This window comes from Rugamonas sp. (assembly GCF_025354735.1).
Classification (GTDB): domain Bacteria; phylum Pseudomonadota; class Gammaproteobacteria; order Burkholderiales; family Burkholderiaceae_D; genus Rugamonas.
The window spans coordinates 14827-33692 of sequence record NZ_JANXMI010000223.1 but is presented as its reverse complement, the minus strand read 5'-3'; the positions used below and the strand labels follow the sequence as shown (position 1 = coordinate 33692).

Here is an 18866-nt window from a genome sequence, read left to right as displayed (position 1 = left end):
CGCCGCCTGCGGCCGGCCGCCCCGCGCCGCCATGGCGCACGGGGCAAGGCGCAGCCAAGGCCAAGGCGATGTTGTTGCTTGATGAAAACTAAGGCAAAACTAGTTTACAATGGGCAAGTTTTTTCGACCCGGCGGCGCCGCTTTGCGCGGTGGTGCCGGCCGGCAGCTTCCCCGTCCACTATTCGACCATCCCATGCTTGTCAGACTCACGGCCACCACCCTCTTACTCATCAGCACCGCCGCCCACGCCCTTGACATCAGCGGCGCCGGCTCCTCCGCCGCCCAGCCGCTGTACGCCAAGCTGAGCGACGCCTCCGGCAAGCACGGCGCGAGCAAGCTCAATTACCAGGCCGTCGGTTCGGCGGCCGGCATCAAACAGATCAAGGCCCGCAGCGTCGACTTCGGCGCCAGCGACGTTGCCATGAGCACCCAGGATCTGGCGCAGGGCCAGCTGGTCTGTTTCCCGACCGCGATTTCCGGCGTGGTGCCGGTGTTCAACCTGCCGGGCGTGAAAAGCGGCGACCTGCTGCTGACCGGCGAATTGCTGGCCGATATCTACGCCCGCAAGATCAAGACGTGGAACGATCCGCGCCTGCAAACCATCAACCCGACGGCCAAGTTGCCGGCCAGCCCCATCATCGTGCTGGCGCGCAGCGACGGTTCCGGCACCACCTACAACTTCAGCGATTACCTGAGCCGTGTCAGCCCGGCGTGGAAGAAGGATTTCGGCCGCAACTTCACGATCCCGTGGGCCGAAACGACGGTGACGCTGAAGGGCAGCGGCGGCCTGGTCGCCGCGCTCAAGACGACGCCGGGCGCCATCGGCTACGTCGACTTCAGCTACGTGGTGCAGGACAAGCTGGCCTACGCCAAGGTGCGCAACGCGGACGGCAAATTCGTCGCGCCGTCCGGCCCGGCCTTCGCGGCGGCGCTGGAGAACAGCGCGTGGCAAACCCACGGCACCTTCGAGGAAATGCTGACCGACAAGCCGGGCGCGGCGACGTGGCCGATCACGATGGGCACCTTCGTCATCGTGCCGAAAGTGGCGGCCCATCCGGACGCGATGATCGCCACGCTGAAATTTTTCACGTGGGGCTTCCTGTACGGCGACACCATCATCGGCGGCGTCAACTTCGTGCGCCTGCCGGACCGGGTGCAGGCGCGCATCTTCAGCGACTTCGCCGGCATCAAGGATGGCCGCGGTCAGTCGCTGAACTGGTCGCTCAGCGAGCTGATTAACTCGCCGCCCTGACGCCAGGCCGGCGCTTAAGTCAGGCCCCCGCCGGCATCAGCTGTCCCACAGCTCGCCGTTCGGGTTGATGCGCGGCGGCGTCACGCCGAAGTGGCGGTAGGCGGCCGGCGTGGCGATCCGTCCGCGCGGCGTGCGCTGCAAGAAACCTTGTTGTATCAGATAGGGTTCCAGCACGTCTTCGATGGTGTCGGCCGCCTCGCCGATGGCCGCCGCCAGGTTGCCGATGCCGACCGGGCCGCCGCCGAATTTATACAGCACCGCTTCGAGCAGCTTGCGGTCCATGACGTCGAAGCCGACGGTGTCGACGTCGAGCATCACCAGCGCCGCGTCGGCCACTTCCTTGGTGATGTCGCCGTCCGCTTTCACTTCCGCGTAATCGCGCACGCGGCGCAGCAGGCGGTTGGCGATACGCGGCGTGCCGCGCGCGCGGCGCGCCACTTCGACGGCGCCGTCCGGCGCGATGTTCGCCTTCAGCAAGGCCGCGCTGCGCGTGACGATCTTGGTCAATTCTTCCGTGTTGTAAAACTCCAGCCGGGCGACGATGCCGAACCGGTCGCGCAGCGGATTGGTCAGCATGCCGGCGCGCGTGGTGGCGCCGACCAGCGTGAAGGGCTGCAAGTCGAGCTTGACGGAACGGGCGGCCGGACCTTCGCCTATCATGATGTCGATCTGGTAGTCTTCCAGCGCCGGATACAGGATTTCCTCGACCACCGGCGAGAGGCGGTGGATTTCATCGATGAACAGCACGTCGTTCGCTTCCAGGTTGGTCAGGATGGCGGCCAGGTCGCCGGGACGCTCCAGCACCGGCCCGGAGGTCTGCCGCAGGTTGACGCCCATTTCGCGCGCGATGATGTTGGCCAGCGTGGTCTTGCCCAGGCCCGGCGGGCCGAACAGCAGCGTGTGGTCGAGCGCCTCGCCGCGGTTGCGCGCGGCCTTGATGAAAATTTCCAGCTGGTTGCGGATCTTTTCCTGCCCGACATATTCATCGAGGTGCTTGGGCCGCAGCGCGCGCTCGATCGCCTCTTCATTCGGCGACGACGGCGCCGCGTCGATAATGCGCTGTTCGGTGAAATTGTCGGTCTGGATGCTCATGCAGTGCTGTTCGCCTATTAAAATATCGGAGTTTGCAATATGGCTTGCAGGTAATTACTTTGCTCTTCTTTGCTCATGCGCAGTTGCTGCTGCTCCTGCTCGGAGAGCATGCGCGCAGCAACGCCCGCCGTCTCCGGCGGAGCGTCGATTTTCACCACCAACGCCTCCACTTGGCCGTTAGCCATCAACTTCTTCCAGCCCCGCAATGATTCTTGCACTTGTAGGAGTCCGGCTGAGATATCTGGTTTCTGAGGCGCTAAGACATTCAAATCCAAAACCGAATCGCTGTCGCCACCAGTGTTCAATATGTCCATGTTTCCTCCTTAACTCTGACAGCTGCGCGCCAGTCTGGGCCAACCTTGCCGAATACTCTTGGCCGAAATCATCCCACGGAAAACGTGTTGGCTGGTCCATGTCCGGCACCTCCGCTTTGCTTGAGGTTCAAGCATAGGCAGAAGCACCTGCGGTTCATTTGCGCTGGATCAGCCTTTCGACAGCGCCTTCAACGCCAGCTTGATGCCGTCGGAGACGCCGCTGCCGGCGGGTATGGCTTTCAGTGCCAGCAGCGCTTCCTTGTCGGAGTAACCCAGCGCCAGCAGGGCGTTCAGGATATCAGATTGCGAATCGGGCACGGCGCGGACGCCGCCGGCACCGATGTCGGCGCCCAGCTTGCCCTTCAGTTCCAGCAGCAGGCGTTCGGCGGTCTTCTTGCCGATGCCGGGCACTTTGACCAGGCGCCCGGCTTCCTGCAGGGTCACGGCCTGCGCCAGGTCGGCTATCGTCATGCCGGACAGGATGGACAGCGCCATGCGCGCGCCGACGCCGCTGATTTTAATGAGCTGGCGGAACACGGCGCGCTCCTCGGCGTTGCCGAAGCCGAACAGCAGATGCGCGTCCTCGCGGATGGCCTGGTGTGTGAACAGCACGACTTTTTCGCCGACGTGCGGCAAGTTGTAGAAGGTACTCATCGGCACGTCGACTTCGTAGCCGACGCCCTGGACGTCGACCAGCAGCTGCGGTGGATTTTTTTCCAGCAATACGCCGGACAGACGACCGATCATCGAATTCCCTTCACAGATATACAGTAGTTCATACAGTATAAACCGTCTATGGGATTCGGTGGGATTGTTGTGACAATGGTGACGATGGCGCCGGCTATCCGACCAGGCGGCCGCGTTTCATGCGCAGGCCGGACAGGCCGGGGCCGATGGCGCTGATGAGGGCCAGCGTGTCGTGGCTGTTGGCGTGGCAGATGGCGACGCCGAGCGCGTCGGCGGCGTCGGTGCCGGGCAGGCCGGGCAGCGCCAGCAGCCGCGCCACCATCGCCTGCACCTGGTCCTTGGCGGCCTTGCCGTGGCCGGTGACGGCTTGCTTGACTTGCAGCGCCGTGTATTCGGCCACGCTCAGTTCGGCGTCCACCAGCGCGCAGATGGCCGCGCCGCGCGCCTGGCCCAGCAGCAGGGTCGATTGCGGATTGACGTTGACGAAGACTTTTTCGATGGCCGCGCAGTCGGGCCGGTAGGTGGCCGCCACTTCGGCGATGCTGCGCAATATCACTTTAAGCCGCACGGGCAGTTCGCCCTCGCCGCTTTTGATGGTGCCGGAGGCGATGTAGCGCAGCTTGTTGCCCTGCTTGTCGATGACGCCGAAGCCGGTCGTGCGCAAGCCTGGGTCGATGCCGAGAATAATCATCGTCAGATTGTATGCACTAAGGCAAGCGGCGGCAAGGCGGCGGCGCCGCCGCGCGGCGCCGGATCACGATGAATGGCCGATTAGTGGCGGAAATGACGGATGCCGGTGTACAGCATGACGACGCCGCGCTCGTCGGCCGCGTCTATCACTTCCTGGTCGCGCATGGAGCCGCCCGGCTGGATCACACAGGTGGCGCCGGCGTCGACGACCACGTCGAGACCGTCGCGGAAGGGGAAGAAGGCGTCCGACGCCACCACCGAACCGGCCAGCGACAGGCCGGCGTTCTGGGCCTTGATTGAGGCGATGCGGGCCGAGTCGATGCGGCTCATCTGGCCGGCGCCCACGCCCAGCGTCATGTTGTTGCCGCAGAAGACGATGGCGTTCGACTTGACGTATTTGGCGACGCGCCAGGCGAACATCAGGTCCTGCAATTGCTGCTGGGTCGGCTGCAACTTGGTGACGACTTTCAGGTCGCCGATCAAGACGTTTTTCGAGTCGGCCGACTGCACCAGCAAGCCGCCGCCGACGCGCTTGAAGTCCATCGCGTTGACGCCGTTGCCGAGCGCGATTTCCAGCAGGCGCACGTTTTGTTTGGCCGACATGATTTGCCTGGCTTCGGCCGAGAACGACGGCGCGATCAGCACTTCGACGAACAGCTTGGCCAGCTCGGTGGCGGCGGCCGCGTCGATTTCGACGTTGAAGGCGATGATGCCGCCGAAGGCCGAGGTCGGGTCCGTCTGCAGCGCGCGCTTGTAGGCGTCGACCGCGTCCGTGCCCAGCGCCACACCGCACGGGTTGGCGTGCTTGACGATGACGCAGGCGGCGGCCTGGTCGAAGCCGCCGAAGCTCTTCACGCATTCCCAGGCGGCATCGGCGTCGGCGATGTTGTTGTACGACAGTTCCTTGCCCTGCAACTGGCGGTAGTTGCCCAGCGCGCCTTCGGTGGCGTGCAGGTCGCGGTAGAAGGCGGCGCTCTGGTGCGGGTTTTCGCCGTAGCGCATGTCCTGCACTTTTTCAAAGGCCACGTTCAGGGTCTGCGGATAGGTGTTGCGGCTGGCGTGGGCCTTGGTCGGGCCCAGGCTGCTCAGGTAGTTGGTGATGGCGCCGTCGTACTGGGCCGTGTGGGCGTAGACCTTGGTGGCCAGCATGAAGCGGGTGTCGTAGCTGACGTAGCCGGGCGCGTTGTCGGTGGTCTTCATTTCGGCCAGCACGACGCCGTAGTCGGCCGGATCGCAGATGACGATGACGTCTTTATGGTTCTTGGCCGCCGAACGCAGCATGGTCGGGCCGCCGATGTCGATGTTTTCGATGGCTTCGTCGAGCGTGCAGGTGTCCTTGGCCACCGTGGCCTGGAAGGGGTAGAGGTTGACGACCACCATGTCGATGGTCGGCATATCGTGTTCTTCCAGCTTGGCCATGTGCTCGGGCAAGTCGCGACGCGCCAGGATGCCGCCGTGCACTTTCGGGTGCAGCGTCTTGACGCGGCCGTCCAGCATTTCCGGGAAACCGGTGTAGTCGGCCACTTCCGTCACGGCGACACCATTGTCGGCCAGCAACTTGGCGGTGCCGCCGGTGGACAGGATGTTGACGCCCATCGCCGACAGCGCGCGCGCGAAGTCGAGGACGCCGGTTTTGTCGGAGACGGAAATGAGGGCTTGTTTAATCATGGCGGTGGCTGGATGGTTGGGGATGCGGGTGGATGGCGCCAGCGGCCATCACAGCCGCTCGCGTGCCGGACGATCAGTCGCTGACTACAGCAGGCCGTGCTCTTGCAATTTCTTGCGCAGGGTGTTGCGGTTGATGCCCAGCATCTGCGCCGCGTGCGACTGGTTGCCGTCGGCGCGCGTCATCACCACTTCGAGTATGGGACGTTCCACGGTCAGCACGACCATGTCGTAGATATTCGATGCTTGCTGCTCGCCCAGGTCGTTGAAGTAGTCTTCAAGGCTCTTCTGGACCACTTCCTGGATACTTTCTTTGCTCATTTTGATGTCATTCGGCTAATTAATCTGTCGTGACGCTGTGTCGCGGCGGGCGCGACGGTGAAGCGCTTGCCCTTGTTTTGCTGCTCTTGCGGCCGCCTTACGCGGCTTGCAACTCTTCGGCGAGGCGGTATTGTAACCGTTCGCCAAAAGTCCATTGCGATTCAAAAAATTGATCGACGGCAAGAAGCTGCGCGTCGGTCGATTCCAATAAATTCATTTTTTGACGGAACTCTTCCCCGCCTTGCAGGTCGCGCACATACCAGCCTATGTGCTTGCGGGCCGTGCGCACGCCGAGGAATTCGCCGTAAAAGCCGTAGTGGGCGCGCAGGTGCTCGTCCATCAGCGCGCGCACTTCGTCGACGTAGGGCGCCGGCAAATGGCTGCCGGTGCGCAGGAAATGGTCGATTTCGCGGAAGATCCACGGCCGGCCCTGGGCCGCGCGGCCGATCATGATGGCGTCGGCCCCGGTTTGCTCGAGCACGTAGCGGGCTTTTTCCGGCGTCGTGATGTCGCCGTTGGCGACCACGGGGATCGAGACGGCGCGCTTGACGGCGGCGATGGTCTCGTATTCGGCGTCGCCGCGGTAGCCGTCGGCGCGGGTGCGGCCGTGCAGGGTCAGCATGGCGATGCCGGCATCCTCGGCCATGCGGGCGATGGTCAGGGCATTCTTGTTGAGGCGATCCCAGCCGGTGCGGAATTTCAGCGTCACGGGCACGTCGACGGCGTTGACGACGGCGTGCAGGATTTCCCGCACCAGCGGCTCGTCTTGCAGCAGGGCCGATCCGCACCAGCTGTTGCAGACTTTTTTCACCGGGCAACCCATATTGATGTCGATGATCTGGGCGCCGCGTTCGACGTTGAACCTGGCGCAAGCGGCCAGGTCCTGCGGGTCGGCGCCGGCGATCTGCACCGCCTTCGGCTCCATCTCGCCGGTGTGGTCGGTGCGGCGCGAACTCTTTTCCGTGGCCCACAGGCGCGGATTCGACGCCGCCATTTCGGACACCGCATAACCGGCGCCGAGCTGCTTGCACAACTGGCGGAAAGGCCGATCCGTCACTCCCGCCATGGGGGCGACAAAAACGTTGTTGCGCAGTAAATGAGGGCCGATTTGCACTGGCTAAACCTGAGTGAGGACAAGGAACCTTCTATTTTACCCGAAGGGCTGCTCAAATAATAAGCACTATTTTATCCGGCGTGTCGCCTGTGCAGCTTGACAGCATGAAATGACTGTTGCTTTGCTGAAAAAATAAGCACGGACGTTCGTACGATGGCGGCCCGCGCGGGGCAAGCGGCGACCCGATGCGGCAATTTTGCATCGTTTTTTATTCCCGTATCATATAAGAATAATATTGGAGGCCTGGATGCTGATTATTTTTTGAATATTATTAAACCACGCCGACTGATAAAGATATTATATTTGAAAACCTCCGCGCAACTGCTTAAATACATCAGCGCCAGAGAAATAAAGTACCGATGAGACAATCTCACCGATTGCAATTTTTCCGCACTATTCCAGTGCAATGATGGTCCATATGTAAATTAAATACCACCCACGCCGCAAAAATTAACAATAGAAATTCTCAATATATTGAACATGAATGATCCGATTTAATCGAATAATTAAATATGATGACTGATCATATCTGCCGCACAAACCGCAAGCCACTCATGCATACAATCATATAAGTCACAAGTCAAAAAAGGAACAGATCATGAAAACCTTGATGCTCATCCCTTTGCTGGGCGCATTGTCACTGTCAGCAGTAGCGCAGACCGCGCAAGACCAATCCGATCAACAGCAGCAATATGTGCCCGTCAACGCCAGGGAAAGCCGGATCGAACTACCGGCCGATTACCATAAAATGTGGCCCAGCGATTATTCGAACTATATAAAGCTCTATAGCCTGTCGAATGGCATGACGCTATCGATTTTCAGCCGCGGCGACACGATGTATGCGTCGACCGACCATACCTGGCATAAAATCGTCGCCGTGTCGCCCAACACTTTCGTCGCCCTGGACAAACAGCTGAAGATGCATATTAATCTGCTGGACAACGACGGTGCCTCGGGCGACCTGTTGATGGTCGTTCCCGCGCAAACGCTGGCCGACCATACGATACTGGGAGAAAAGGTCTTGTACGTCGCCATGCATTAAGCTGAGCATTAAGCATTGAGTATTAAGCTTTAAGCATTAATCTTTGCCCCCTCGGGCCTCAGGCCATTTCGTCGTGGGCTTGCTCGCTGAGATGGGCGACGTCGCCCCAGTTGCTCAATGCCAGCTGGCCGGCGGCGCAGGTGAAACGGTTGATGCTGGCGTTCTTGACCTGAAAATCGCGCGGGCTGTCGAGCGACATGCCGACAGCCTGCCGATACGCGCATTCGAGCACGCCGCCGTGCGCCACGATGGCTATGGTCTGGCCGTCGTAGCGTCCGGCCCAGCGCGCGATTGCCTCGACCGAACGCTGGTAAAACTGGCGGAAACTTTCCGCCGTGCGCAAGCCGGCCGGCATCAGCGCATCGATATCGCGTGCTTGCCACAAAGCAAATTCTTGCGGATATTGTTGCTCTATATCGGCGTACAACATGCCTTCGAACACGCCGTAGCAGCGCTCGCGCAACTGGGCGTCGCTCTGCACCGCGATGCCGTGAGGACCGGCGACGGCGTCCGCCGTTTGCCGGGCGCGCTGCAAGTCGCTGGCGATGACGGCGTCCAGCGTGGCGCCGGCCAGCGCCGCGCCCAGGGCGGCGGCCTGGCGCTGCCCCGCCGCGTTCAATCCGATATCGATGTGGCCTTGCAGGCGGCGCACGGCGTTCCAGGCCGTCTCGCCGTGGCGGATCAGTAATATGGTGGTGCTCATGCCATCCCAGTTGTTTGCCGGCGACTATGCTCGATAGAGCGTGTAGCTGCCGATCAGTTGTGCTTCGTCGAGTATGTGGCCGTGCAAGGCGGCCAGCGCGTCCGCGCCGGTGAAGCGGCCCTCCAGCGCCAGGTGCGGCTCGTCGAGCGCGTACAGGCGGAATATATAGTGGTGGACGTGCAAGTCGTTCCACGGCGGACAGGGGCCATCATACCCGTAATAGTCGCCGGCCATGGCCGGGTCGGCCGCGAACCAGCCGGTGTAGTCGTTGAGGCCCTGGCGCAGCGCATGGCGGGCGCCATCCACGGCGGCGACCGTCAGCGGCGCGTCCGGTTTGCCGTGCGGCGTCACGCCGGCCGAGGCCGCGCCTTCGGCGATCGAACGCAGCGACGGCGGGATATCGATCAAGACCCAATGGAAGAAGTCACGGCGCGCGATGGCCGGCGCCAGCATGCGGTCGGCGCGGTTGACGTCGGCCCCCGAGAGCGGCGCATCGCCGTCTATGCAAAGCAGCAACAGCGATTCGGTGCCGTTGGGCACCTCGTCCCAGGCCAGATGCGGATTGCGGTTGTCCGACCAGCGCATGTGCTCGGCGGTATCGACGGCCGCAAAGGCGTGGGCGGCAGGAATACGGTCGCCATCGCCAAAAGAATCGCTCCAAATTCTCATCTTGTCTTGCTCCGTCTTGTTATTTTCTCGTTTGCGCGCGCGGATTCCTTGAGTTGGATCAAACTAAACTGACATTGCCACTTTTGCCGTGGTTTGCAGCCAAAACGTCACCGGACCGTCATTGGTCAGCGTCACCTTCATGTCGGCGCCGAAGCGGCCGGTCGCGACGATGGGATGTTGCAGCCGCGCCTGGCGGACGAAATGGTCGAACAGGCGCAAACCGTCTTGCGGAGCGGCGGCCGGCGTGAAGGAGGGCCGGGTGCCGGACTTGGTGTCGGCCGCCAGCGTGAACTGCGGCACCAGCAACAGGCCGCCGCCGACGTCGGTGACGCTGCGGTTCATCTTGCCGGCCTCGTCGGAAAAAACGCGGTAGCCGAGCAGCTTGCTCAGCAGCGCGTCGGCTTCTTTTTCCGTGTCGCCCCGTTCGGCGCACACCAGCACCATCAGGCCGGCGTCGATGGCGCCGATGACGGCGCCGTCGACCGCCACGCTGGCGCCGCTGACGCGTTGCAGCAAGCCTATCATGCGCTCAGCGTGACACGCGCGAACTTGCGCTTGCCCACTTGCAGCACGAAGGTGCCGGCCTCGATCTTGACGGCCTTGTCGCTGATGACGGCGCCGTCCAGGCGCACGCCGCCCTGGTCTATCATGCGGGTCGCTTCCGACACCGACGGGCACAGTCCCGATTGCTTGAGCAACTGGGCGATGGCCAGCGGCGCGCCGGCCAGCGCCACGTCCGGCACGTCGTCCGGTATGCCGCCCTTGGAACGGTTGACGAAGTCGGCCAGCGCGTCGTCGGCCGCCTGCTTCGAGTGGAAGCGCGCGACGATTTCCTGGGCCAGCGCCACTTTGGCGTCGCGCGGGTTGCCGCCGCCGGCGATATCCGCCTTCAGCTGCGCCAGATCGGCGATCGAGCGGAACGACAGCAGCTCGAAATATTTCCACATCATCAGGTCGGAGATGCTCATGATTTTGGCGAACATGACGTTGCCCGGCTCGGTGATGCCGATGTAGTTGTTCTTCGACTTGGACATCTTGTCGACGCCGTCGAGGCCTTCGAGCAGCGGCATCGTCAAGATGCATTGCGGCTCCTGTCCGTAATCCTTTTGCAGCTCGCGGCCGACCAGCAGATTGAATTTCTGGTCGGTGCCGCCCAGCTCCAGGTCGGCCTTCAGCGCGACCGAGTCGTAACCCTGCATCAAGGGATAAAGGAACTCATGGACCGAGATCGGTGTCCCACTCTTGAAGCGCTTGCTGAAATCGTCGCGCTCCATCATGCGCGCCACCGTGTAGCGCGAAGCGAGCTGGATCATGCCGCGCGCGCCCAGCGGGTCGCACCATTCGGAGTTGTAGCGGATTTCCGTCTTCGACGGGTCGAGCACCAGCGACGCTTGCGCGAAGTAGCTCATGGCGTTGACTTCGATTTGTTCCTTGGTCAGCGGCGGACGCGTGACGTTGCGGCCGGACGGGTCGCCTATCATCGACGTGAAGTCGCCGATCAGGAAGATCACCTGGTGGCCGAGGTCTTGCAGCTGGCGCATTTTGTTGAGCACGACGGTGTGGCCCAGGTGCAGGTCGGGCGCCGTCGGGTCCAGGCCCAGCTTGATGCGCAACGGTACGCCGCTTTGTTCGGAGCGCGCCAGTTTTTGCGCGAACTCGCTTTCGATCAGCAATTCGTCAGCGCCGCGCTTGGCGACGGCGAGCGCTTCCTGGACGCGGTCGGTCAGCGGCAAAATGGTGGCGGTCGCCTTCTTGGTAGGCGTTGCGGATGAAGTTTCCATGTGTGATAGCAGCAGTTCTCAAAAAAGGTGGAGGCTCCAGGAGTTTGTTATAATGCCCGATTCTATCAATCTTGCTGTATGAAAACGAACCAAGATAACAACTAAAAAAATATAACGTTCCTGAATAGTTCAAGCGGCAAATTTTAACTGATTGCATGAACCCTACAAATAAATTCACGAGCTCCCGCTTGTTCAGTCTGCTAGGTTCCACCCGCAAGGCGCGCATCGTCAGCGCGTCCGCACTGTTACTCGCCGTTTGCGCTTTTGGCGCCGCCGGCGTGGCGCCGCTCGCGCCCGACGCTGCCGATTTGCCGGTGAAATCCGTATCGGAAGAGATCGCGCTGCCGAACTTGTCGACCCAGATCGCCGCGCTGGAACAGCAGCAGACCGGCGCCCACTATGTACGCGAAGAAAAGATCCGTGGCGGTGATACGCTCGCCGCGCTGTTGACGCGCCTGGGCATCGACGACGCGGCGGCCGAGCACTTCATCAAGAAGGATAAGCTGGCCAAGGGCGTGATGCAGTTGAAGAACGGTAACCGCGTGCAGGCGCAGACCGACGACGACGGCAACCTCGAGTGGCTGCACGCCACCGTGGTGGACGGCAAGGACATCCCGGTACGAAATATTTCGATCACGCGCAAGGGGGACGGTTTCGTCGCCACCGACGGCGCGGCCCAGCTCGAACGCCGGGTCGAAATGCATGCGCGCGACATCAATTCCACGCTGTTCGCGGCGACCGACTCGAGCGAGGACGGCGCCAAGCTGCCCGACTCCATCGTCAAGCAACTGGTTGAAATGTTTTCGACCAATATCGATTTCCGCTCCGACCTCAAGCATGGCGACCATTTCAACGTGGTCTATGAAACCTTTTACCAGGACGGCGAATTCGTCCGTGCCGGACGCATCCTGGCCGGCGAATTCACCAACCGCGGCACGACGTATCAGTCGGTCTGGTTTGAAGACCCGAGCAGCAAGCAGGGCGGCGGCTATTACAGCTTCGACGGCAAGTCGCTCAAAAAAGCCTTCCTCAAATCCCCTATCGAATTTTCGCGGATTTCATCGGTGTTTTCGATGCGCGTCGATCCGGTTTCCGGCAAATGGCAGCAGCACAAAGGCACCGACTTCCCGGCCCCGGTCGGCACGCCGATCCGCGCCGCCGGCGATGGCGTCGTCGATTTCGTCGGCACGCAAAACGGCTACGGCAACCTGGTCGTGCTCAATCACTGGTCCAATTATTCGACCGCCTACGCGCACATGAGCCGCTTCGGCACCGGCATCAAAAAAGGCACGAAAGTGAGCCAGGGCGACGTCATCGGCTATGTCGGCATGACGGGCTGGTCGACCGGCGCCCACCTGCACTACGAATTCCGCGTCGCCGGCCAGGCCAAGGACCCCAAGACCTTGAACGTGACGGCCCAGGCGCCGCTGACGGCCGCCGAACTGACGCGCTTCCGCAGCTACGCCGACGATATGACGCACCGCTTCGCGCTGCTGCGCCCTGTTGGCTCGGCACCGATACGCGTCGCATCGCTTTCCTCAAAATAATCGCGGCCCCGGTGGCGCAGCGGCAGTGCAAAACAGACCTCCTCGCAGGTCTGTTTTTTTATGTCCGCAGCAAGTAATTCCATGATGCATTTTACGATCGCCAACTTCCGTGCGATAACACTCATAGCGGCAATGTTATGTGATGGAACACCCGCTGGCGCTCAATTGTCCTCGCGCCGCCGCCGCCGCTCAGGCAAAATACCATTTTCACGAACGGGGTGGGCGCATGGCTTTCTATATCGGTTTGATGTCGGGCACCAGCCTGGACGGCGTCGACGGCGCGCTGGCCGACTTTGACGGCGGCGCGATCACGACGGCGGCGGCGGCCTATATCCCCTTCCCGGCCGCGCTGCGCGCCGAGCTGATGGCCTTGCAGGCCGCCGGCCCCAACGAGATCGAGCGCGAGGCGCTGGCCGCCAACGGGCTGGCCGCGGTGTACGCGCAGTGCGTGGCCGCGCTGCTGGCCGAGTCCGGCCACAGCGCCGACCAGATCCGCGCCGTCGCCGTGCACGGCCAGACCATACGCCACCGTCCCGAACTGGGCTTCACGCGCCAGACCAACAACCCGGCGCTGCTCGCCGAGCTGTGCGGTATCGACGTGATCGCCGACTTCCGCAGCCGCGACATCGCCGCCGGCGGCCAGGGCGCGCCGCTGGTGCCGGCCTTCCACCAGGCCCTGTTCGGCCAGGCGGGACAGCCGCGGGTGGTGGCCAATATCGGCGGTATCGCCAATATCAGCGTGCTCGACGGAGAAGGCGGCGTCATCGGTTTCGACACCGGCCCCGGCAACGTGCTGATGGATGCGTGGATAGGCCGCCACCAGGGCAAGGAATACGACGAGGACGGCGCCTGGGCCGCCGGCGGCAGGGAAATCCCGGCGCTGCTCAACGCGCTGCTGACGGAGCCGTATTTCGCCTTGCCGGCGCCCAAGAGCACGGGCCGCGACTTGTTCCATGAACAGTGGCTGGACAGCAAGCTGGCGCCCCACGTCCACGACGATCCGGCCGACATCCAGTTCACGCTGACGAAATTGACGGCGCTGACGCTGGCCGACGCCATCCACGGCTGCGCGCCGCGCGCGGGCGCCGTCTACATCTGTGGCGGCGGCGCCTACAACGGCACGCTGCTGCGCGAGTTGACGGTCGCGCTGGGCGGCAAGGTCAAGGTGGAATCGACCAGCGCCCTGGGCGTGGCGCCGAACCGGGTCGAGGCGCTGGCGTTCGCGTGGCTGGGCTACCGCTACATGGAAAGGCTGGCGGGGAATTTGCCGGCAGTGACGGGCGCGACCGGACCGCGCGTGCTGGGCGCGCTGTATTCGCGTTGAATTCTTGTCGGCGCCGCCGCGCTATAAACAAGGGCGGCGGCCAACCGTGGTTGTCCGCCGCCCTTTGTGCGTGGTCCGCGCCCGGGAGCGCGGCGTCACACTGAATTTACGCCGAGAACGAAGAACCGCAGCCGCAAGTCGACGTGGCGGTCGGGTTCTTGATGACGAACTGGGCGCCTTCGAGGTCGTCCTTGTAGTCGATTTCCGCGCCGACCAGATACTGGTAGCTCATCGAATCGATCAACAGCTGGACGCCGTTCTTGACCATGGTGGTGTCGTCTTCATTGACGATTTCGTCGAACGTGAAGCCGTACTGGAAGCCGGAACAGCCACCACCCTGCACGAACACGCGCAGCTTCAGGTCAGGATTACCCTCTTCTTCGATCAACTGGGCGACCTTGTCGGCGGCACTGTCGGTGAAGATGATGGGCGACGGGATGACATCGAGCGATTCGATTACAGCATTCATTTCAGACTCCTACGAGAAAACGGTTGGCTCATTATAGACCTTAGTCGCAAGTCATGCTCCGCATACCGCTAAATGCGGGCGGGCGGCGAGCGCGGGGTGGCATCCGTGGCCTTGGCTGTGACGTTGACGGACGTTTGCGCCACCACCTTGCCCTGCTCCAGCACGCGCACCTGCAACACCTTTGCCGTCGCACCCGGCGGCAATTCAATTTCGCCGCCGCGGCGTAGCGTCTGCTGCACGATGAGCTGGAAGGCCGCATCGTCCGCCTGCCGGGGTAATTCCAGCAAGCTATTCTTGCCATCCTTTTCCACCATCAGCTCCAGTTGCAGCCGGCCGGAAAATTGCGGCTTGGCCTTGTTGGCGCCGCGCGCCAACACGATCGCGTAGTGCAGCTGCGTCGGCGTCAGCAGATCCGCCTGCGCGCCCCGGATCGCCAGCGGCGTGTTCGGCTTTTCGGCCGGGATCAGGGTGTCGAGCAGGGCCAGGTCAGCCATCAACTGGCTATTTTCAAGCTGCTGGGACTTGATCCGGCTCTCCACATGCTGGTCGGCGCCCGATTTGCCATCGGCGGCGGCCAGCAGTTGATCGCGCTCCAGCGTCAGCCTGGTCAGTTCGGCTTGCGCCGCCGCCAATTGCTGCTCGACGCTCAATTCGCCATGGCTGGCGCCCAGCAGGCGCCGGCCCAGATCGATGCCCCACACCAGCAGCAAACCGAGCAGCGCGAGCGTGACGAGCACGCCCAGCAGCCGCAAGGCGAGCGGCCGCTGCTGCCGGACTTGGCCGGCGGGCTGTTTGCGCTCAGCCACGTAACATCAGGGCAGCAGCGCGATTTGCATCAGGCCGGTGGTTTCTTCCAGGCCGAACATCAAATTCATGCACTGGACGGCCTGGCCGGACGCGCCCTTGACCAAGTTGTCCTGCACCACCAGCACGATGACGGTGTCGCCGTCGTCGGGACGGTGCAGCGCCAGGCGCAACATATTGGAGCCGCGCGTGGAGCGGGTTTCCGGGTGCGAGCCGAAGGGCATGACGTCGACGAAGGTCGCGTCCTTATATTGCGCCTCGAACAGGGCTTGCAGCTCTTCGTTCGTCACGTCGCGGGTCAGGCGGCCGTACAGCGTCGCGTGCATGCCACGTATCATCGGCACCAGGTGGGGCGTGAAGACCAGGCCGACTTTTTGATCGGTGAAGGTTTGCAGCTGGGCCGCCGTTTCCGGCGTGTGGCGGTGGCCGGACACGCCGTAAGCCTTGAAGTTGTCGCTCGCTTCCGAGAACAGGGTGCCGATTTCAGCCTTGCGGCCGGCGCCGGAGACGCCGGACTTGCAGTCGGCGATCAGCGCGCCGGCGTCGATCAGACCGGCTTTCAGCAGCGGATAGTAGCCCAGCTGCATGGTGGTCGGATAGCAGCCCGGATTGGCGACCAGCGAGGCGCCCTTGATGGCGTCGCGGTTCAGCTCGGCCAAGCCGTAGACGGCCTGCTCCAGCAGCTGCGGCGCGGTGTGCTCGATCTTGTACCATTTTTCAAAGGTGGCGCGGTCCTTCAGGCGGAAGTCGGCCGCCAGGTCGATCACCTTGACGCCGGCCGCCAGCAACGCCGGCGCCTGCGCCATCGCGACGCCGTGCGGGGTGGCGAAGAAGACCACGTCGCACTGGCTCAGGTCGGCCTTTTCCGGCGCCGAGAAGGCGATGTCGACGCGACCGCGCAGCGAAGGGAACATGTCGGCGACGGGCAAGCCATCTTCCTTGCGCGAGGTGATCGCCGTCAGTTGCACATCGGGATGGACTGCCAATAAACGCAGCAACTCCACGCCGGTGTAACCGGTGCCGCCGACGATGCCAACTTTAATCATGTTCTTTCCTTAGCCAGTAAATGTAGAGAAACGGAGCATATTTTAACAGCGCCGCCGCATTGCCGCGCGCGACTGAAATGCAAAAAGCCGCCAGGCACAGGGCCGGCGGCTTTGTCCAGCATGCGACTGAGCGCACGCTGCAGCGTAAAAATTAACGCTTCGAGAATTGCTTTGCGCGACGTGCTTTGCGCAGACCGACTTTTTTACGCTCGACTTCACGTGCATCGCGGGTAACGAAGCCGGCCTTGGCCAGATCCGGTTTCAGCGCTGCGTCGTAGTCGATCAGGGCGCGGGTGATGCCGTGGCGAACTGCGCCAGCTTGGCCGGACTCGCCGCCGCCGTGGACGTTGACCTTGATGTCGAAACGCTCGACATTGCCGGTCAGTTCTAGTGGTTGACGAATCACCATCAGGCCGGTTTCGCGGGAGAAGTACTCAGCCGCTGGCTTGCCGTTAACGATGATTTGGCCAGTGCCAACTTTGATGAACACGCGAGCTACCGCACTCTTGCGACGGCCGGTGCCGTAATTGTAGTTACCGATCATGTCAGTTCCTTAGAGAACGAGTGCTTTAGGTTGCTGAGCTGCGTGCGGATGGGTTTCTTCCGCGTACACTTTCAGCTTCTTGATCATGGCGTAGCCGAGTGGGCCTTTAGGCAGCATGCCCTTGACAGCTTTCTCGAGTGCGCGGCCTGGAAAACGCTGTTGCATTTTCTGGAAGTTGGTTTCGTAGATGCCGCCTGGGTAACCCGAGTGACGGTAGTACGTTTTTTCGGTAGCTTTGGTACCGGTCACGCGCAGTTTGCCTGCGTTGACGACGACGATGAAGTCGCCGGTATCGACGTGAGGAGTAAATTCCGGTTTGTGTTTGCCGCGCAGTCGGAGTGCCACTTCGCTGGCAACACGTCCGAGGACTTTGTCCGTCGCGTCAATCACGAACCAATCGCGCTGGACTTCATGTCCTTTAGCGGAAAATGTTTTCATGTTGACTTCCTAAAAGATTACACGCTCAAATGGTGGTTCCGCCAACTTCGACTTCTTGCGGACTCTGCCTTATCTACTTTTCCTGAGCGAACGGAAAGCCGACAAGTATAAACGGATCCGGCATTCCGCGTCAAGCGGCAAAGCGGGCTCCGGCCACGGGGCCGGCGAACGGCCCGCGCCGTCCTCCCTTACAATATGGGGCGCTTAATTTATCGGAGAAGACTATGGAATGCAAAGTTAGCTGGAACGGCCCCTCGGGCATGAGTTTTTTGGCGGAGACCGGTTCCGGCCACCTGGTGACGATGGACGGCGCGCCCGACGGCGGCGGCCACAATCTGGCGCCGCGGCCGATGGAGATGGTCTTGCTCGGCACCGGCGGCTGCACCGCCTATGACGTGGTGCTGATCCTCAAGCGCGGGCGCGAGGATGTGCGCGGCTGCGAGGTGACGCTGAAGGCGGAACGGGCCGAGACGGAACCGAAGGTGTTTACGACCATCCATTTCCACTTCACCGTCAGCGGCAAGAACCTGAAGCCGGGCAGCGTCGAACGCGCCGTCGCCCTGTCGCACGACAAATATTGCTCGGCGTCCATCATGCTGGCGAAGACGGCGACGATCACGCATTCCTTCGAGATCGTCGAGGTCTAGGAAACACGCCACGCCACCGCTTGCCGGACGGCGCGGCGCCTCAGATGTAGTAGGCGGTGCGGGTCATCACTTTGCCCATCGCCGCCATCAGCGCCTGCACCGGCGCCGGCGCGGCCCTGGCCCCCAGGGCGAGCGCGGCGGCGCCGTGCTCGATTTCATCCAGGCGCATCTGTTCGACGATGGCGCGCGACTTGGCGTCCTGCGCCGGCAGCTTGTCCAGATGGCTGGCCAGGTGCAGTTCGACCTGGCGCTCGGTTTCGACGACGAAGCCGAGGCTGCGCGCGTCGCCCAGCCGGGCGGCGACGCTGCCGAGCGCGTAGGCGCCGGCGTACCAGAGCGGATTGAGCAGGCTGGGCCGCGAACCCAGCTCGGCCAGGCGCTGCGCCGTCCACGCCAGGTGGTCCTCCTCTTCGATGCCGGCCTGGGCGAACTGGGCGCGCATGGCGTCGCTGCCGGCGTAGCGGGCTTGCGAGTTGTACAGCGCCTGGGCGCACACTTCGCCGACGTGGTTGACGCGCATCAGGCCGGCGCTGTGGCGCTGTTCGGCCTGGTCCAGCGCGGCGTCCGGCGCATGCTGGGCCGGCGTCGGCCGCGACGCCGACGCCACGCCGGCGATCACGCGCAGCGCCTTGTCGACGCCGATAATCAAACGATCCAGGGGATGGTGGTAGGGCTTCGCTGCCATGGCATGTGTCGATTGGTGGGAAAGCATGATTA

At 62.6% G+C, this 18866-nt stretch carries 22 protein-coding genes; 5 read left to right on the top strand and 17 right to left on the bottom strand.

Features of this window, described 5'->3' with window-relative positions; translation table 11 throughout:
- The first annotated feature begins 193 nt into the window (after positions 1-193).
- Positions 194-1252, top strand: a complete 1059-nt coding sequence (pstS, locus tag Q0S71_RS17745; protein WP_295998684.1) for a phosphate ABC transporter substrate-binding protein PstS — start codon at positions 194-196, stop codon at positions 1250-1252.
- A 36-nt stretch (positions 1253-1288) separates the two neighbouring features.
- Here pstS and ruvB read toward each other — a convergent pair whose 3' ends face one another.
- The 7 genes from ruvB to dusB all read right to left on the bottom strand — a co-directional run bounded on the left by ruvB (position 1289) and on the right by dusB (position 7135).
- Complete coding sequence (ruvB, locus tag Q0S71_RS17740; protein WP_295998681.1) at positions 1289-2344, bottom strand: Holliday junction branch migration DNA helicase RuvB; 1056 nt, start codon at positions 2342-2344, stop codon at positions 1289-1291.
- A 17-nt stretch (positions 2345-2361) separates the two neighbouring features.
- A complete protein-coding gene (locus Q0S71_RS17735; protein ID WP_295998679.1) occupies positions 2362-2658 on the bottom strand; it encodes a hypothetical protein in 297 nt (98 codons plus the stop codon).
- A gap of 168 nt (positions 2659-2826) precedes the next feature.
- On the bottom strand, positions 2827-3405 hold the full coding sequence (gene ruvA / locus Q0S71_RS17730) for a Holliday junction branch migration protein RuvA (RefSeq protein WP_295998676.1): 579 nt from the start codon (positions 3403-3405) through the stop codon (positions 2827-2829).
- Positions 3406-3499: 94 nt separating this feature from the next.
- Positions 3500-4036, bottom strand: a complete 537-nt coding sequence (gene ruvC / locus Q0S71_RS17725) for a crossover junction endodeoxyribonuclease RuvC (protein WP_295998673.1) — start codon at positions 4034-4036, stop codon at positions 3500-3502.
- An 80-nt stretch (positions 4037-4116) separates the two neighbouring features.
- Complete coding sequence (gene purH / locus Q0S71_RS17720) at positions 4117-5703, bottom strand: bifunctional phosphoribosylaminoimidazolecarboxamide formyltransferase/IMP cyclohydrolase (protein ID WP_295998669.1); 1587 nt, start codon at positions 5701-5703, stop codon at positions 4117-4119.
- A gap of 84 nt (positions 5704-5787) precedes the next feature.
- Positions 5788-6021, bottom strand: a complete 234-nt coding sequence (locus tag Q0S71_RS17715) for a helix-turn-helix domain-containing protein (RefSeq protein ID WP_056398400.1) — start codon at positions 6019-6021, stop codon at positions 5788-5790.
- Between the two features lie 97 nt (positions 6022-6118).
- Positions 6119-7135, bottom strand: coding sequence for a tRNA dihydrouridine synthase DusB (gene dusB, locus Q0S71_RS17710; RefSeq protein ID WP_295998661.1), 1017 nt, complete (start codon positions 7133-7135; stop codon positions 6119-6121).
- A 598-nt stretch (positions 7136-7733) separates the two neighbouring features.
- On the opposite strand from dusB, the gene Q0S71_RS17705 reads away from it, so the two are divergent.
- Positions 7734-8177, top strand: a complete 444-nt coding sequence (locus Q0S71_RS17705; RefSeq protein WP_295998658.1) for a hypothetical protein — start codon at positions 7734-7736, stop codon at positions 8175-8177.
- 58 nt (positions 8178-8235) lie between these two features.
- On the opposite strand, the gene Q0S71_RS17700 is transcribed toward Q0S71_RS17705, so the two are convergent.
- The 4 genes from Q0S71_RS17700 to tyrS all read right to left on the bottom strand — a co-directional run bounded on the left by Q0S71_RS17700 (position 8236) and on the right by tyrS (position 11330).
- Complete coding sequence (locus Q0S71_RS17700) at positions 8236-8880, bottom strand: histidine phosphatase family protein (RefSeq protein WP_295998656.1); 645 nt, start codon at positions 8878-8880, stop codon at positions 8236-8238.
- Positions 8881-8904: 24 nt separating this feature from the next.
- Positions 8905-9549 carry a YbhB/YbcL family Raf kinase inhibitor-like protein gene (locus Q0S71_RS17695; RefSeq protein WP_295998654.1) on the bottom strand — a complete coding sequence of 215 codons (645 nt, stop codon included), beginning with the start codon at positions 9547-9549 and terminating at the stop codon, positions 8905-8907.
- A gap of 63 nt (positions 9550-9612) precedes the next feature.
- The gene (gene dtd / locus Q0S71_RS17690) at positions 9613-10074 is read right to left on the bottom strand and encodes a D-aminoacyl-tRNA deacylase (RefSeq protein WP_295998651.1); all 462 of its coding nucleotides are present in this window, start codon (positions 10072-10074) and stop codon (positions 9613-9615) included.
- Positions 10071-11330 (bottom strand): tyrosine--tRNA ligase, encoded by a 1260-nt coding sequence (gene tyrS, locus Q0S71_RS17685; RefSeq protein WP_295998648.1) that lies wholly within the window; start codon positions 11328-11330, stop codon positions 10071-10073. Before tyrS ends, dtd begins: the two co-directional genes overlap by 4 nt.
- Positions 11331-11485: 155 nt before the next feature.
- On the opposite strand from tyrS, the gene Q0S71_RS17680 reads away from it, so the two are divergent.
- Both Q0S71_RS17680 and Q0S71_RS17675 read left to right on the top strand, forming a co-directional pair.
- Positions 11486-12877, top strand: coding sequence for a M23 family metallopeptidase (locus Q0S71_RS17680; RefSeq protein WP_295998645.1), 1392 nt, complete (start codon positions 11486-11488; stop codon positions 12875-12877).
- A gap of 226 nt (positions 12878-13103) precedes the next feature.
- Complete coding sequence (locus Q0S71_RS17675) at positions 13104-14201, top strand: anhydro-N-acetylmuramic acid kinase (RefSeq protein WP_295998642.1); 1098 nt, start codon at positions 13104-13106, stop codon at positions 14199-14201.
- A gap of 106 nt (positions 14202-14307) precedes the next feature.
- On the opposite strand, the gene erpA is transcribed toward Q0S71_RS17675, so the two are convergent.
- From erpA to rplM, 5 genes are all read right to left on the bottom strand, one after another.
- Positions 14308-14670: an iron-sulfur cluster insertion protein ErpA gene (erpA, locus tag Q0S71_RS17670; RefSeq protein WP_295998640.1), complete on the bottom strand. Its 363-nt coding sequence runs from the start codon at positions 14668-14670 to the stop codon at positions 14308-14310.
- A gap of 68 nt (positions 14671-14738) precedes the next feature.
- The gene (locus Q0S71_RS17665) at positions 14739-15476 is read right to left on the bottom strand and encodes a DUF6776 family protein (protein ID WP_295998637.1); all 738 of its coding nucleotides are present in this window, start codon (positions 15474-15476) and stop codon (positions 14739-14741) included.
- Between the two features lie 6 nt (positions 15477-15482).
- Positions 15483-16520: an N-acetyl-gamma-glutamyl-phosphate reductase gene (gene argC, locus Q0S71_RS17660; RefSeq protein ID WP_295998634.1), complete on the bottom strand. Its 1038-nt coding sequence runs from the start codon at positions 16518-16520 to the stop codon at positions 15483-15485.
- A 151-nt stretch (positions 16521-16671) separates the two neighbouring features.
- Positions 16672-17064 (bottom strand): 30S ribosomal protein S9, encoded by a 393-nt coding sequence (gene rpsI, locus Q0S71_RS17655; RefSeq protein ID WP_019924401.1) that lies wholly within the window; start codon positions 17062-17064, stop codon positions 16672-16674.
- Between the two features lie 9 nt (positions 17065-17073).
- The gene (gene rplM / locus Q0S71_RS17650) at positions 17074-17502 is read right to left on the bottom strand and encodes a 50S ribosomal protein L13 (protein ID WP_295998628.1); all 429 of its coding nucleotides are present in this window, start codon (positions 17500-17502) and stop codon (positions 17074-17076) included.
- A gap of 224 nt (positions 17503-17726) precedes the next feature.
- Between rplM and Q0S71_RS17645 the strand changes: the two genes are divergently transcribed.
- Positions 17727-18149, top strand: coding sequence for an OsmC family protein (locus Q0S71_RS17645; protein ID WP_295998625.1), 423 nt, complete (start codon positions 17727-17729; stop codon positions 18147-18149).
- A gap of 40 nt (positions 18150-18189) precedes the next feature.
- Here Q0S71_RS17645 and coq7 read toward each other — a convergent pair whose 3' ends face one another.
- Complete coding sequence (gene coq7, locus Q0S71_RS17640) at positions 18190-18834, bottom strand: 2-polyprenyl-3-methyl-6-methoxy-1,4-benzoquinone monooxygenase (protein WP_295998623.1); 645 nt, start codon at positions 18832-18834, stop codon at positions 18190-18192.
- Positions 18835-18866 lie beyond the last annotated feature (32 nt).

Excerpts from the sequence above, each read along its gene's own strand:
- Q0S71_RS17695 (WP_295998654.1), bottom strand. The coding sequence starts at position 9,549 with ATGAGAATTTGGAGCGATTCTTTTGGCGATGGCGACCGTATTCCTGCC.
- ruvC (WP_295998673.1), bottom strand. The coding sequence starts at position 4,036 with ATGATTATTCTCGGCATCGACCCAGGCTTGCGCACGACCGGCTTCGGC.
- pstS (WP_295998684.1), top strand. The coding sequence starts at position 194 with ATGCTTGTCAGACTCACGGCCACCACCCTCTTACTCATCAGCACCGCC.
- Q0S71_RS17645 (WP_295998625.1), top strand. The coding sequence starts at position 17,727 with ATGGAATGCAAAGTTAGCTGGAACGGCCCCTCGGGCATGAGTTTTTTG.
- ruvA (WP_295998676.1), bottom strand. The coding sequence starts at position 3,405 with ATGATCGGTCGTCTGTCCGGCGTATTGCTGGAAAAAAATCCACCGCAG.
- argC (WP_295998634.1), bottom strand. The coding sequence starts at position 16,520 with ATGATTAAAGTTGGCATCGTCGGCGGCACCGGTTACACCGGCGTGGAG.
- purH (WP_295998669.1), bottom strand. The coding sequence starts at position 5,703 with ATGATTAAACAAGCCCTCATTTCCGTCTCCGACAAAACCGGCGTCCTC.
- rplM (WP_295998628.1), bottom strand. The coding sequence starts at position 17,502 with ATGAAAACATTTTCCGCTAAAGGACATGAAGTCCAGCGCGATTGGTTC.
- ruvB (WP_295998681.1), bottom strand. The coding sequence starts at position 2,344 with ATGAGCATCCAGACCGACAATTTCACCGAACAGCGCATTATCGACGCG.
- rpsI (WP_019924401.1), bottom strand. The coding sequence starts at position 17,064 with ATGATCGGTAACTACAATTACGGCACCGGCCGTCGCAAGAGTGCGGTA.
- coq7 (WP_295998623.1), bottom strand. The coding sequence starts at position 18,834 with ATGGCAGCGAAGCCCTACCACCATCCCCTGGATCGTTTGATTATCGGC.
- dtd (WP_295998651.1), bottom strand. The coding sequence starts at position 10,074 with ATGATAGGCTTGCTGCAACGCGTCAGCGGCGCCAGCGTGGCGGTCGAC.
- tyrS (WP_295998648.1), bottom strand. The coding sequence starts at position 11,330 with ATGGAAACTTCATCCGCAACGCCTACCAAGAAGGCGACCGCCACCATT.
- Q0S71_RS17700 (WP_295998656.1), bottom strand. The coding sequence starts at position 8,880 with ATGAGCACCACCATATTACTGATCCGCCACGGCGAGACGGCCTGGAAC.
- erpA (WP_295998640.1), bottom strand. The coding sequence starts at position 14,670 with ATGAATGCTGTAATCGAATCGCTCGATGTCATCCCGTCGCCCATCATC.
- Q0S71_RS17705 (WP_295998658.1), top strand. The coding sequence starts at position 7,734 with ATGAAAACCTTGATGCTCATCCCTTTGCTGGGCGCATTGTCACTGTCA.
- Q0S71_RS17675 (WP_295998642.1), top strand. The coding sequence starts at position 13,104 with ATGGCTTTCTATATCGGTTTGATGTCGGGCACCAGCCTGGACGGCGTC.
- Q0S71_RS17715 (WP_056398400.1), bottom strand. The coding sequence starts at position 6,021 with ATGAGCAAAGAAAGTATCCAGGAAGTGGTCCAGAAGAGCCTTGAAGAC.
- Q0S71_RS17680 (WP_295998645.1), top strand. The coding sequence starts at position 11,486 with ATGAACCCTACAAATAAATTCACGAGCTCCCGCTTGTTCAGTCTGCTA.
- Q0S71_RS17735 (WP_295998679.1), bottom strand. The coding sequence starts at position 2,658 with ATGGACATATTGAACACTGGTGGCGACAGCGATTCGGTTTTGGATTTG.